This window comes from Candidatus Epulonipiscium viviparus (genome assembly GCF_000171335.1).
Classification (GTDB): Bacteria; Bacillota; Clostridia; order Lachnospirales; family Cellulosilyticaceae; genus Epulonipiscioides; species Epulonipiscioides viviparus.
In genome coordinates this window covers 1-14,980 of the sequence record NZ_ABEQ01000082.3, presented here as the reverse complement: position 1 = coordinate 14,980, position 14,980 = coordinate 1, and the positions used below count along the sequence as shown (strand labels likewise).

Below are 14,980 nucleotides of genomic sequence, written 5' to 3'. Positions count from 1 at the left end.
TATTATCTATTGTTAACTACTTCGAAAGGAGATAACATGAAAATTAACAAAATACTCAAAACAATAATACTTCTAGGATTGGGCAGTTCCATGCTTGTTGCTTGTGGCGGAGACGAATCTGGTGCCAATACAATTAAAATCGGCGGAAGCTTCGACGTTACCGGAGCAACAGCTCAATATGGCATCCCCGCTAATAAAGGTGCCATACTCGCAATTAAAGAATACAACGAAGCTGGCGGAGTTCTTGGCAAACAAATTGAATACATATTCGAAGATAACAAAGGTGTACAAACTGATGCGGCTAGTGCATATAAAAAATTGTCCGATAGCAAAGATGTAATTGGTTTTATCGGRGCTGATATTTCTGGAACTACAGAAACTATTGCTAACCTAGCAAAAGMAGATGGCATTCCAATGATCAGTCCTTCTGCAACTAAGAAAGAAATCACATCCATTGCTCCAAATATTTTTCGCGCTTGCTACATCGATCCAACACAAGGCGAAATTCTCGCAAACTTTGCCGATACCTCGCTTAATGCCAAAACTGCTGCCGTTATGATAAACAACGAAAGCGACTATTCCGTCGGCATCGCAGAAGCATTTATCGAACAAGTTGAAGCATTAGGTATTGATGTTGTAGCTCAAGTTAACTACACTGCGGCAGATGTAGATTTCAAGTCAATCCTCGCTCCTGTTGCTAATGCAAATCCAGATGTTATACTAATTCCAGACTATTACGAAGCTGTTGCCAAGATTGCACCACAAGCAAGAGAAATCGGCATCAGCGGCACATTCCTTGGCGGAGATGGTTGGGACGGCGTTACTGCTATGGTCGGCACTAACGCAGAACCTATCAATGGCAGCTACTTTATCAATCACTATACCACAGAAGACGACTCTCCAATTGTCCAAGATTTTATAGCCAACTATACAGAAGAATACGGCACAACTCCTAACGCTTTCGCTGCCCTCGGATAYGATGCGGCTTGCATATTGCTAGAAGGTTTTGCTCGAGCTGAGACTACCGACAGTTCTGCAGTTGTGAATGCTATACAAAATATCGATATCGAAGCTGTCACCGGACACATTACTTTTGATGAGAATCGCAACCCTCAAAAATCTGTTACTGTTATCAAAATCGTAGACGGCCAAAATAAGCTTCTCGAAAAATTTAACCCTACAACAAACTAATCTCAACTGCAAACTTTCTTAATTAAATGAATTGCAGCACACTGATTTAATTTTTGGACATGGTATGCTGCCATGTCTTTTTTATATACGCAAAAAAGGATGTGAAATAATGGACTATGGAACTTTATTTATACAGCAGATTATCAATGGACTTCATGTAGGAAGCATTTATGCGTTAATTGCTCTAGGATATACAATGGTATACGGAATAGTTAAGCTGATAAACTTTGCCCATGGCGACATAATGATGGTTGGCGCGTACGTCGCTTTTGTAATGATGACAGCTTTTAATATGAATATTGTCGTTGCTCTAATTGTTGCAGTTATTTTTTGTTCATTACTCGGTATGACTATCGAAAAAGTGGCATACAAACCTCTTCGAAAAGCTCCTCGAATGTGGGCACTAATTACAGCTATCGGTGTAAGCTTTTTTCTTGAATCCGCTGTCATGGTTCTATTTGGTGCCAATCCAAAACCATTCCCAGCTCCTCCATCCAAGCTGATCACAATTGGCAACCTACAGTTTAGCCAGTTGATGCTTATTTCACTAGCATTATCAGTTGTACTTATGATAGCTCTCGAAAGATTTATCAAAACCACTCGCCTCGGCAAGGCCATGCGTGCCTCTTCTGAAGATGCCGACGCCGCGGCTTTGATGGGCATTAGCGTCAACAAAACTATCTCTACAGCGTTTGTTATTGGCTCTGCACTTGCCGCAATTGGCGGAGTACTTTTTGCTATTGCGTATCCTCAAATCAAACCTCTAATGGGAATGATGCCAGGTCTTAAGGCCTTTATTGCAGCAGTTTTGGGAGGAATTGGAATTATTCCCGGCGCTATGCTCGGCGGRTTTCTATTGGGCCTTATAGAAAGTTTAACCAAAGGATTTTTGTCTGCCTTTTGGCCGGGTGCCACGTTGTGGGCAGATGCTATTCTATTTAGTATACTCATTCTTGTTTTGCTTATAAAACCTTCTGGAATTTTGGGCAAAAATATTAAAGAGAAAGTGTAGGAGGTTGCCATCATGAAAAAGAAAATCGCAATTCCCAAATTTATAAACTCAGAATGGATTCAAAGCAAAAACAAGATCACTCAGCGTCTGATCTATGCAACGATAGCAATTTTTGCTATATATTTTGTTTTGATAATAGGTATGGCAACAGGATTAATTGATAATTATATAAGTGGAATCATTGTTTCAATACTCATAAACGTAATCATGGGCGTCTCTTTAGCATTGGTAACGGGATATCTCGGCGAGCTTGTTTTAGGACATGCGGGGTTTATGGCTGTCGGAGCCTATACTGCYGCCATAATAACCATGCAACTCAATCTTCCTGCAGTCATCGAATTTCCCATCGCTCTACTCGCTGGCGGTATCCTCGCGTCRGCAATCGGTATTATTATCGGCATCCCCGCACTTAGGCTTCGCGGAGATTATCTCGGCATCATCACTTTGGGATTCGGAGAAATTATCAGAATCATCTTAAACAATTTRGAAATCACCAACGGCGCRCGTGGCCTTTCTGGTATTCCGCATTATAGTAATTTTACTGTTGCATTTTTCATTACTGCCATTGTTATTGTRATTCTCTACAAAATTATTACATCAAGAACAGGCCGCGCTATCGTCGCAATACGCGATAACGAAATAGCAACTGACTGTGTTGGAATTTCCACATTTTTCTATAAAACTCTTGCATTCTCCATTGCAGCGTTTTTTGCCGGCATTGCAGGTGGATTATATGCCCACTATCACACCGTTCTCAACCCAGTCAGTTTCGGCTTTATGCAATCTATCGAAGTACTAATTATCGTTGTTCTTGGAGGAATGGGCAATCTGTTTGGCACCATCATTGCCGCAATCATATTAGGTGTTCTCAACGAATTATTACGTTCCTTTACAGAATACCGAATGATCATCTACTCTTTGGTCCTTATTATTATGATGATTTGTAAAGCAAAGAATATCACTTTTACCAGTATAAAAAATAAATTTATTAAACCGCGTGCGGCAATTGGAGAGGAGGCGAATTAAATGTTAGAAGTATCAAAAATTAGTGTAAATTTTGGTGGAATTAAGCCTGTGGATGAATTTGACTTGACTCTAAACGAAGGCGAACTTGTGGGGCTAATCGGCCCCAACGGTGCTGGCAAAACTACTGTCTTTAATCTTTTAACTGGCGTATACACTCCCACAGAAGGCACAATTAAACTAGATGGCGAGCTGCTTAACAAACTCAAACCATATCAAATTGTAAGAAAAGGCATCACTCGCACTTTTCAGAATATCAGATTGTTCAAAACTATGACCGTTATCGAAAATGTAAAGGTCGCATTCAACAATCGCTTAACCTATAACATCACAGACCGAATTTTTAACACCCTAAAATATCGAAGACAGGAAAAGTGGCTCCACAGAGAGGCTATGAATTTACTGAAAATATTTGACTTAGACGGTGATGCCAATGAAATGAGCAACAATTTGCCATATGGAAAGCAACGAAAGCTGGAGATTGCTAGAGCGCTTGCTGGCAACCCAAAAATATTGCTTCTCGACGAGCCTGCTGCAGGAATGAACCCAATCGAAACCGATGAACTTATGGAAACCATTAAGCTAATTCGCGATAAGTTTAACATCACAATTTTATTAATAGAGCATGATATGCGGCTGGTTATGGCAATATGCGAGCGGCTTGTTGTCATAGAATACGGCAAAATAATAGCAGAAGGAACTCCAAGTGAAGTTAGCCAAAACCCCCGTGTGATCGCTGCTTATCTTGGAGAATAGGAGGCCAACACTATGCTAAAAGTAGAGAATCTAAATGTGTACTATGACAATATTCATGCCCTCAGAGACGTTTCGTTTTCAGTAGGAAAAGGCGAGATCGTAACGCTAATTGGCGCAAATGGCTCTGGAAAAACCACCATTTTGCAAGCAGTCAGTGGAATGGTTACGCCTCGATCTGGTAAAATTTTATTTGCAGACAAAGATATAATGCACAAACCATCTAATACGCTACTGCCGCTGGGGTTGGCGCATGTTCCAGAAGGCAGGCGAGTCTTTGCCAAGATGACAGTTGAAGAAAATCTCGAGCTCGGCGCTTACATCGTTAAAGATAAGCTACAAATCGCAGATGACAAAGAGAAACTGTTTGACCAATTCCCTAGGCTTCGCGAACGACGAAAACAACTTGCCGGAACTATGAGCGGTGGTGAACAGCAGATGCTTGCTATGGCAAGAGCCCTCATGTCTCGGCCCTCCCTTATGATTATGGATGAGCCTTCTATGGGTCTTGCTCCCGTGCTCGTTCAGGAAATATTTCACATTATTCAAGTCATTAACCAAAACGGCACCACAATCTTGCTAGTCGAGCAAAATGCAAATAAGGCGCTTCAAATTGCACATAGAGCATATGTATTAGAAACCGGAAAAATTGTTTTATCTGGTACCGGAGCTGATCTACTAAAAGATGAAAACGTTAAGAAAGCATATCTTGGCGGTTAATATTAAAATAGCATAGGTTCGCTCGCCTATGCTACTTATCAACGTTATTTCTTATTGCTGTATAATTTCCCCATCTTTTCTCAGATCTTCTACCTCCAATTTATTTTTCTTTGCCCAGTCCAAAAACAACTTTCCAGTCTTAAATTCCAGCGCCTGATACGCAGATATTATCTCGACATCTCTCTCCTTAAATACGGTTTCTCTTATATCATTAATCAGCTGCAATATCTTTGCCGGCTCATCGGTTTCTTTCATCGATAAATTTACACTCATCGTTTTATCTGATATCGCTATAGTGGCTCCCCGTATTTTAGCAAATCGCTCTAGCTCTTCGAAGTCTTTATATGTCGTCGCAGTATTGCGCCATTGCTTTTGCCTCATATATATCAGTCGCTCTTTCTTATTTACTGCCCTCACTCCGTCAACCACTTCTATCACCTCAAATCTGCGCTCCTCCACTAGCGTCTTATCCAAAAATACTGCCACCAAAATTTCACGGCATCCTTTTGCGACTTCTATCGGTTCTGCATACAGCTCGCCATTCTCCTTCGGGTTACTTCCATCAATTGTATATTTTACTGCATATTCCGGATGCGCCACAATTCTAAATATCTGCGTTCCTTCATCTTCATATTGCTCTCCCGCTATTGGCACCTTGCCCACAAATTTTACCATTTCTCCTTCTGCACGCTTTCCGGTTGGGTCTACGCATCTAAAATTTAATCTACATTCTGAAGTTTCCAACTCTTCTTCTAACAATTTTGTCTCAGCCAATGCGCCGCTCTTTGCATAATAGACTTCTCCTCCTATGCCCATAACTTTTAGCCTAAATTTATTACTTTTCTCATCGTAATTTACTTGCTCCACCTTTACTTCTGTTGGATCTACAAACGGCCCTTTTATAATGTAGCCATCTTTCTCGCGCCACGCATCTTTGGCAATACAGGCTTTTAGCAGCTTCTCTAGTTGCCCCGCCGGATACCATTGCCACGACGGCTCCGTTGCCGCACGCTCCTTCAGTTGTTTTAACGTCATCGTCTTTGCTATAAATATACGTTGCTCACATTTTTTACGCAATATTTCTAATCCCTGCTCTTCCACTTCCTCATACTTTCTTGCATCTAGCAAACATTTGGCAATTTGCTCCTCGCCATTATACTTCATCTTTGTAAATTCTAGCCTAAAATCTTTCGAATCAATGCCATTTTTGGTTGGAAAATATAGCGTTACAAACAGCTCCCGAATCGTTGAAATCAAGTTTTGCATCTGCCTATCCTTCATGATCTCCGCTTCCTTAAGCTGCGTATTCCCTTCCTCCTTTAAGTTTCCATAAATAGACTCTATTGCTAGAACCATCTTTGCATTCTCATGTAACTTTTCTAGCATGTTGCGTTGTCCCGACAAAAATAGCACTCGGTTTTTTCTCTGCACCTGTTCATAAAATTTTTCCAGCGTCGGATGCAGTCTCTTGTATGGCTCATATATCACCAATGCTACTTTATTTTCATCCAGTTTAATGTCTGATATCTCCGGAAATACATACACTCGGTCATAATATTTCCCCACCACAGGCTTAAATATCTCCCTAAGCATCTTGCGCAACTTCCCGCGCGCATCTTCATCAGAATATCCCTGCGCCAATTCGTTTAGCTGCGCCACCATATTTTTGGTGTTCTGAAAATACACTCTTCCTACATTATCAGTTTTTAGATACCAACATTTTTGATTCAGTTGCCCCAATGCATCTTTGATACGCTCGATATTTGCTTCTGGACTACTCAAATATCCCACGATCTCAGACTTTGATAAGCCCAGCAAGCCGTTGTGTGTTGCCGATAATGACGATACCAACAGCAACTTTGCAACCTCCTGCGCCGCATCACCTTCGCATTGGCTATCCACTATCTCTGCAATTGCCTTGCCATTCTGAGCTATGTCATGATTAATGGGCGCATCCAAAGATGGGTTGATTTCATAAATCTGGCTCAAAATTTTCTGCTCATTCAAATTAAAATCAAATACGTTAATCAAATATCTTTTCTCCGCCGCACCAGATTCATAAAACTGCCTCACCACCAAACGCATAAATCTGATGAGCCCCCTCGTTTGCTGAAAGTTTGGATTCTCCTTAAATCTTGCATACAGCGGCTTAATGGATGGGTGAAATGGATACGAGTCTTTTACTCCTGCAAATACAGCATCTGGATTATAGTTTGTTAACCCCAGCTTTACCGACTTCGCCACCGCTTTCTTATACGCTGTTGCAATATCCTTGATCTCCTCCTCTCCTGCAGCATTCTCAAACAGCTTCGTATGTAAAATTGAATAAATTTCATCGCTGTTTAAAGCAACGGGAGTCACTTCTTTTGCCACTCGATTTGCTTCCGCTTCCAGCTCCCTAAAGCTAGACCTTAGCAGCTGACTTCCCGATTCATATGCCGCACGCAAATCTGAAAATACTAGGCATACATTAGCCAGCTGCTCTTTACCCAATGCCGAAAACAAGTTAGCCAGTGCCGTTACCGTTACCTTTGCCAAATCTGAATTTCCTATTGCAATTGCCTTGGCATTCTCCAGATACGGCGGTAGTTCATCTAGCAAAATCAAAATTCTCTCACCTGCTAATAGCTTTATCCAATCGGATTCCCCCGGTGCTTGCAGTGGCGCATAATATTTACCAAACGTTTCCATTTTCCCTAACTGCTGTGCTAGGTGTCCCCACAACCCTCGCGGCGCATTCTCTCGACCAGAAAATGTCACAACCTTGATCTCTCCAACATCATCTACTGCAATAACGCCTCTTCTCAACTCTGCGTTCTCCGCTAGCAAAGCCAATGCTAACATCGAATGCGTCTTACCTCCACCCATTGCTTGTGTCAGCTTTATCACGCCCGTTTCCGACTCTCCTCTAAACCGACTAAATGCGGCCTCGAATAGTGCGCTCATTCCAGCGGTCTGAAAGTTCTCCTCAAAAAAGGCCGTCGCATCAATTTTTCCTTCTGCAAAATCCGTTAAGTTCAAAACATCTTCCCTAGTTGTATTCTTAAAAACCGAGCTCCTTGGCACCAATAAACTTTTAACCGATTTCATCATATCATCTCCTTATCGTGCAGTTAATTCATCTCCTATTAGCGAAGCAATTAGATCTGCCATGTCCGCGCTTGCTTTCCAATGCGTACTCATTTTGTTAATGCTTCTCGCACTTGCTACAAATCCCAATGTTGCTATAATCATGCCTCTCTTTTTTTCATAGTCATCTCCCAATTTATCTTTCATATATTTTACTGCTAGCTGCGGATCATCTCCTTCTTCGATGCCCATATTTATTGCCCGAAATACGCTCCGAAGTGATGTTGCCTCAAACTCGCTCGGCATAATGCGTTCTCCCATCTCCACCGGGGTCATCAACCTCGCTTTATTCTCTATTAATGTTGCCATCAACTTTCCATGATTTTCCATTTTAAAGCCTTTCGTAAATTCTTGATACATACTTAACTGATAAACGCCCTTCATTTCACCATCCAAACCTTTAATATAAAATTGTTCTGCAGATGAAAGCTCCCTCCACTGATGCTTTTCAAACTTTGCCGGACGGATATATTCATATGCGAGCGTTTTTGCTCTCTCTATAATTTTTACGATCTCACTTTTGGCTGGAGATTTTATCGCTATATCGAGTTCTGCAGTTAAATCCAGATCGCTGATATCTGAATAAGAAGTCAATACTCTGAGCGCCGCCGCGTACGCTGCCAACACATAATCTGGCTCTGCAAAGTTGAGAGCATCTTTATTGTCAACCTCTTGCATTAGCTCGCTCTGCCTTTTTACCTCTTGCTTAATATCAAATTCGATCTCATCTAAAAACACCTCGCTGTTTTCCTGTTGCTTTCGCAATACCAAAATTACTGTCCCCTTTATATAATTGCCGCCTTTTAACCCTCCGGACTCTGTCTCCGTTGCTATATTCCAGGCAGCAGTCACCTGAAGCCCCGCCTTCCACATAATCAACGCCAACTGCGCCCACACTACTGGATCCGAGTGCGTAAACATCACCACCTGTAGGCCATCGTCGCTCATATGCTGCGTCAGATTGGCATAAATCTCGGTCATCTCTTCTGCAAAACTTTCATCGCCTTTCACGGCATATACTCGCTTTGAGTCCGCATACCATTGCGGAAATACTTCTTTAATCAAATGCTTGTCCCACGCCAAAAAAATTTCTGATAGCTCATGATAGCGCACCGCATCTGCATAAGGAGGGTCTGTTATCCATATATCACAAAATTCTCTCAACGCTCTTGCTTCTTCCAACTTCACCTGATGCTTTGTGTTCAATACCTGCTTATTGATATCATAGTTCCATATTCTTGATAACGCACTCACACTGCGAGTTCCAAAGTTTACTAGAGTATTATACGCTTGGTTATAGAAAGTTTGCTCCATTTTTTCGGCGTTAAAATTCCATATACACAAGCGCGAGTTCCAATTTATTACCTTGTTGATGCCCAGCAACCCCGCAACTTTTTTGTTCGTTTCTTTTTCCTCACTAATCCTTTTTACTAGCATTGCTAGCGTCAGTAATTGCCGCGGATTAAACAACTGATGCCAATATGTCCAACCACGCTCTAGCTGCAATTGGCTTGTATTTCCACCAGCTTCGATTTTACTACTCGGTATTATTCCCTTATTTTGCCATTCACACAGCTTTGCGACAACAATATCTCGCACCCTGGCTTCATTCTCCATCGCTCTCACGCTCGGTGCGCTATAGTATCTATGGCTATCTTTTGCTTCATATTTAATAGCATAGAGCCGCTCGCTATACACATCTCCTTCGGCAAATTCAAACTCGTCTTTCTCCCATTTACGCAACTTATAAATCGCCCGCCCGTCAATAGTTTTGTCCCCTCTGATAGTTGTAATCGGCGTAATTTTTTTACATGCCGGACACACAAGCTTCGACTTCACCAGCGTCCCTATTTTTGCCGCAGCCATCTCATCTTTTGTCGCGTTCATTTTGATTTCAATATCGTATGTATTATCCTCTCTCAATTTTAGTTGCGCTACAGTCCTAGTAATATTATTTCCTATAATCCATGATGCTGACAACGGAACTTTCACTCCACACTCTGGACACACAGTCTCGATGCAATACAAATAGTTCAATGCTCTATCCCCATGCTCGTTGCGATCAATTCCCAGCCTTTCTGTTTCTGCAACAACGTCGTCATACACCTGCTTCTGAAACGCTTTGATCTGGGTAACTTCCGCATCTGATGCGCCCAAAATGTTAAAATTTGCCCAATTCAGCATCGCTGCCACAGGGTTTAGATCTGCAGCATACGAATCTGCACCTACTCTTGCAGCCTCGAACGGAATGCTCCCCCCTCCTGCAAAGCAATCGCCAATYTTAGCAACACGCCCATACTTTGCGACAGACAATTGCTCCACCAACTCAGCTATAGATGTTGCCGATGTGCCGAGATGTTTATTGATTGCGCTCCAGCTTTCTTCACTTATATTTTTTAGATGCTCTGGCCTACTGCAATATTTTAATTTTTCATCATACGAGAGCGTCGCAAACACGGTGGCTTCAATTGCTTTTCTATCTTGACCAATCTGAATTTTTACCGCTTCCCCCTCGACTCTAAACCACGCATCTATATTTTCCGCAAATGCAGAATTCTCTCGCGCCATAGCATATAGCGCCTTTATCGGAATAGTTTTCTCCTTTCGCGCTAGCAAACTGTCATCATCCATACTCATAATCTTCAAAAAAATCTCCATATCAGCTTTTAAATCATCCGATGCTGGCATCAGGCACCCTATAATTGTTGCCCGCACAAGTACTAGCGGTTTTCTACCCCACCACTTTCCCAGCCCAGTTAGCGTCTGACCCTTGCCGGCCTTGCGTTCCTTGTAGCTCTCCTTGCTAATTTTGCTTACAGGAAACTGAGTTTCAATAAATGTCCTCTTCATCATGTTTCTCCTTATCCGAATTATCCGAGCATCATGCTACTGCTATATCGCAGAAAGCATACTTCAACGCTACTCGCCACCCTGTGTTATCATCAACCTTCCCCGCTGTAGCATTAGTCATAGTGTACAGCCACCATCTCTCCTCCACCGTCAACCCATTCCAATTATTTACTGCTGTCGCGATCTCTTCTGCAGCATCCACATTTTCTATTGCCCATAATAGCAATACCAACTCTTTGCCGTATAGACGCTCAATAGCAGTGCCAGCCACTAAAAACCTCGCRCCTTTCTTGCCTTCTGCTTTTAGTTGCATATTAAAAGTTTGTGTTATTGCCATTGAAACTCTAGACCATTTTTTTCTCGAGATCCTCACTTTCAGTACATCTTGTTTCGAAATCTTTTGCTCATTTTCGTTCCATCGAAATCTCTCATATACTTCTACAATCTTTTTGTCCCCCACCAAATAAAAATGATTTTCACTCTCTTTCGCATCAAATCCAAATCCCATCACTGMTTCCTCCTTCGATATATATTAAGCCAACYCATCTTCAATCATCATTGCTATTAGATTTGCCATGTCCGCACTCGCTTTCCAATGCTTAGTCATGTTATTAAYACTATTTACACTTCCTAGAAACTTCAACAATTCTTTGATCAAACCTCTTTTTTTGCTATAGCTTTCTCCCACCTTCTCTTTTATATATAGCAATGCCATCTGCGGATTTTCACCTTCTTCGATGCCCATATTTATTGCCCGAAATACGATTCTAAGYAATGTTGCCTCAAACTCAGCTTGCATAATGCGGTTCCCCATCTCCACTGGGGTCATCAATCTTGTCTCATTCGCCGCCGGACATATTAAYAATTTCCCATAATCTTCCATTACAAAGCCTTTAGCAAACTCTTGGTACATACTCAGATGATAATCATTTTTCATCTCACCCACTAACCCCATAATACAAAATCGTTCTGCAGATGATAAATTGTTCCACTGATGCTTATCAAACCCTGCTGGGCGAATATACTCGTACGCAATCGTCTTGGCCTTATTTAYAATTTGTACAATCTCGCTCTTGGCYGGAGAYGCTATCGCTATGTCGAGCTCTGCAGTTAAATCCAGATCGCTGATCTCTACATAGGAAGTCAATACTCTGATCGCCGCCGCGTACGCTGCCAATACATAATCTGGATCTGCAAAGTTYGGGGCATCCTTCTGATCGATCGTTTGCATTAACTCTATCTGCCTCTTCACTTCTTTTTTGATATCCAGTTCGATCTCATCTAGAAACGCGTCGTTGYACTCCTGTTGCTTTCGCAATATCAAAATTACTGTACCCTTTATATAGTTGCCAACTTTTAGCCCCCCAGACTCTGTCTCCGTTGCTATATTCCAAGCWGCAGTCACCCGAAGCCCTGCCTTCCACATAATCAATGCTAACTGTGCCCACACTGCGGGGTCTGAGTGCGTAAACATCACCACCTGCAAGCCATCGTCGCTCATATGCTGTGTCAGATTAGTATAAATCTCGATCATATCTTCTGCAAAATCCTCGTTGCCCTTTATGGCGTATATTCGTTTTGCATCTGTATACCACTCCGGAAATGTTGCTTTGATCAGGTGCTTGCTCCAGGCCAAGAAAAATTCAGACAACTCATGGTAGCTTACCGCATCTGCATACGGAGGATCTGTTATCCATATATCACAACGTTTTTTGACCGCTCTGCCCTCTATTAACTCCACATCACTCTTTCCRCTCAACTTACAATTATTAATATCATAGTTCCAGCTCGACATTATTGTTTCGACACCGCGCGTTGCAAAGTTCATCAGCGTGTTATATGCCTGATTGTAAAATGTAAATGCAACATGCTCTTTTGCGGCATTCCATATGCATAATCGCGAATTATAATCCAACACTTTATTTATCCCCAACACTCCTGCTATCTTGTTGTTTGTATCTGTCTCATCGCTCACTTTTTTAATTAGCATAGACAACATCAACAGCTGCCGCGGATTAAACAGTTGATGCCAATATGCCCAACCACGGGTTCTTATTATTTCATTAGTTTTACATCCCTCGATAATTGCCCCGCTTGGTATTATTCCCATTATCTGCCAATTTACTATATTCTCTGCAACAATCGAGCGTACTCTCGCTTCATTTGCCATCGCACGCCCACTCGGTGATGCGTAATATCTCTTCGATTTTCTACCTGCTTGTACATTCGCTATTTCATATTGGATAGCATAGAGCCGCTCGCTATATACATCTCCTTCGGCAAATTCAAACTCGGCTTTCTCCCACTTGCGCAATCCATAAACCGCCTTGCCATCAACAGTTTTGTCCCCTCTAATAGTTGAGATCGGCGTCATTTTTTTACATGCCGGACATGCAAGCTTCGACTTCACCAGTGTCCCTACTTTGGCCGTTGCCATCTCCTCTTTTGTCGCGTTCATTTTGATTTCAATATCGTATGTATTATCCTCTCTCAATTTTAGTTGCGCTACAGTCCTAGTAATATTATTTCCTATAATCCATGATGTTGACAATGGAACTTTCACTCCACACTCTGGACACACAGTCTCAACGCAATACAGATAGTTCAATGCTCTCTCCCCATGCTCGTTCCGATCAATTCCCAGCCTTTCTGTTTCTGCAACAACGTCGTCATACACCTGCTTCTGAAATGCTTTGATCTGGGCAACTTCCGCGTCTGATGCACCCAAAATGTTAAAATTTGCCCAATTCAGCATCGCTGCCACAGGGTTTAGATCTGCAGCATACGCCTCTGCGCCTACTCTTGCAGCCTCGAACGGAATGCTCCCCCCTCCTGCAAAGCAATCGCCAATCTTAGCAACACGCCCATATTTTGCCACAGATAATTGCTCCACCAACTCAGCTATAGATGTTGCCGATGTGCCAAGATGTTTATTGATTTCTCTCCAGCTTTCTTCCCTTATATTTTTTAGATGCTCTGGCCTACTACAATATTTTAATTTTTCATCATACGAGAGCGTCGCAAACACGGCGGCTTCAATTGCTTTTCTATCTTGACCAATCTGAATTTTTACCGCTTCCCCCTCGGCTCTAAACCACGCATCTATATTTTCCGCAAATGCAGAATTCTCTCGCGCCATAGCATATAGCGCCTTTATCGGAATAGCCTTTTCCTTTCGCGCTAGCAAACTGTCATCATCCATAGTCATAATCTTCAAGAAAATCTCCATATCAGCTTTTAAATCATCCGATGCTGGCATCAGGCACCCTATGATCGTTGCCCGCACAAGTACTAGCGGTTTTCTGCCCCACCACTTTCCCAGCCCAGTTAACGTCTGACTCTTTCCGGCCTTGCGTTCCTTGTAGCTCTCCTTACTAATTTTGCTTACAGGAAACTGAGTTTCAATAAATGCTGTATTCATAATAGATCATCTCCCTTAAATATATCGACTTGCTTTACACAATTCGTAATCACATCTTATTTTTATCCGATTGCGACACCAAAATGCAATCGACATCTACATTTTTTATTCAATCCTCTCCTTAACTAACAGTATATTACTCTTGCTGCTCAATTATACTACTTGTCCTGTATGCGATAAGGCTCCACATTTTTCTTACTCGTGATGCAATCTCTAAATTTTTATGTTATAATATCATTATTCATTCAAAATATTTTATTTGGAGGTACATAACCATGAAAATCAAAAATTTAGCCATCTTATTGCTAGCAGGACTACTTGCTGGTTGCGGATCAACTGCAGATGATGAAAAAGCTGCAAAAGGAGATATCTACACAGAAGTCGGAACATACCCCCTTGTTAAAGAGGGCGAAACAGATTCGTTCACACTCTTTGCAGCATTGCGACCTTCTGTCACATCATATAATTCAGACAAAAACTTATTTACTCGATATTTAGAGGACTTAACCGGAGTGGACTTGGAGTTTACCAATTCAGTACAGGCAGATTTTCGACAAAAGCTTAACGTCATGATGATTAGCGGAGAGTACACTGATGCCATATTATCAGCATTCTACGGTCCTTCCGAATTACTACTATATGGGCAGCAAGGCCTATTCATTCCTCTAAACGATTTGATCGATCAGTACGCACCTAACATCAAAAAGGCTTTAGATGAAAATCCGCTAATCAAAGACGCATTTACATCCGATGACGGAAATATGTATTCAATCCCTCGCATAGGCAAAACCAAAGGCACCGAATATAGCAACAAGATGTGGATAAACCATGTCTGGCTCGATAACCTGGGCTTAGAAGTACCTAAAACTACCGAAGAATTT

The 14,980-nt window shown here is 41.9% G+C and carries 9 protein-coding genes and 1 pseudogene; 6 read left to right on the top strand and 4 right to left on the bottom strand.

Annotated elements, in window-relative coordinates; translation table 11 throughout:
• The 5 genes from EPU_RS10430 to EPU_RS10410 all read left to right on the top strand — a co-directional run.
• Positions 1-1,191 (top strand): ABC transporter substrate-binding protein (locus EPU_RS10430; RefSeq protein WP_207634962.1); only part of this gene is annotated, 1,191 nt, incomplete at its 5' end.
• Positions 1,192-1,300: 109 nt separating this feature from the next.
• On the top strand, positions 1,301-2,203 hold the full coding sequence (locus EPU_RS10425) for a branched-chain amino acid ABC transporter permease (RefSeq protein ID WP_010169151.1): 903 nt from the start codon (positions 1,301-1,303) through the stop codon (positions 2,201-2,203).
• 12 nt (positions 2,204-2,215) lie between these two features.
• On the top strand, positions 2,216-3,229 hold the full coding sequence (locus EPU_RS10420; protein WP_044150167.1) for a branched-chain amino acid ABC transporter permease: 1,014 nt from the start codon (positions 2,216-2,218) through the stop codon (positions 3,227-3,229).
• Entirely contained in the window at positions 3,230-3,982 is a 753-nt protein-coding gene (locus tag EPU_RS10415; RefSeq protein WP_010169148.1) for an ABC transporter ATP-binding protein, read from the top strand.
• 12 nt (positions 3,983-3,994) lie between these two features.
• Complete coding sequence (locus EPU_RS10410) at positions 3,995-4,699, top strand: ABC transporter ATP-binding protein (RefSeq protein ID WP_010169146.1); 705 nt, start codon at positions 3,995-3,997, stop codon at positions 4,697-4,699.
• Between the two features lie 51 nt (positions 4,700-4,750).
• Here EPU_RS10410 and EPU_RS10405 read toward each other — a convergent pair whose 3' ends face one another.
• Genes EPU_RS10405 through EPU_RS10390 form a run of 4 tightly spaced genes read right to left on the bottom strand, consistent with a single transcriptional unit; the run spans position 4,751 to position 14,099 of the window.
• Positions 4,751-7,792 carry a DUF499 domain-containing protein gene (locus EPU_RS10405; RefSeq protein WP_242650855.1) on the bottom strand — a complete coding sequence of 1,014 codons (3,042 nt, stop codon included), beginning with the start codon at positions 7,790-7,792 and terminating at the stop codon, positions 4,751-4,753.
• Positions 7,793-7,801: 9 nt separating this feature from the next.
• Positions 7,802-10,678 (bottom strand): anti-phage-associated DUF1156 domain-containing protein, encoded by a 2,877-nt coding sequence (locus EPU_RS10400; protein ID WP_052296513.1) that lies wholly within the window; start codon positions 10,676-10,678, stop codon positions 7,802-7,804.
• 31 nt (positions 10,679-10,709) lie between these two features.
• A complete protein-coding gene (locus tag EPU_RS12365; protein ID WP_044150173.1) occupies positions 10,710-11,186 on the bottom strand; it encodes a DUF3780 domain-containing protein in 477 nt (158 codons plus the stop codon).
• A gap of 24 nt (positions 11,187-11,210) precedes the next feature.
• On the bottom strand, positions 11,211-14,099 hold the full coding sequence (locus EPU_RS10390; RefSeq protein ID WP_029488373.1) for an anti-phage-associated DUF1156 domain-containing protein: 2,889 nt from the start codon (positions 14,097-14,099) through the stop codon (positions 11,211-11,213).
• 275 nt (positions 14,100-14,374) lie between these two features.
• On the opposite strand from EPU_RS10390, the pseudogene EPU_RS10385 reads away from it, so the two are divergent.
• Positions 14,375-14,980, top strand: a pseudogene (locus EPU_RS10385) (extracellular solute-binding protein); the annotation flags it as partial.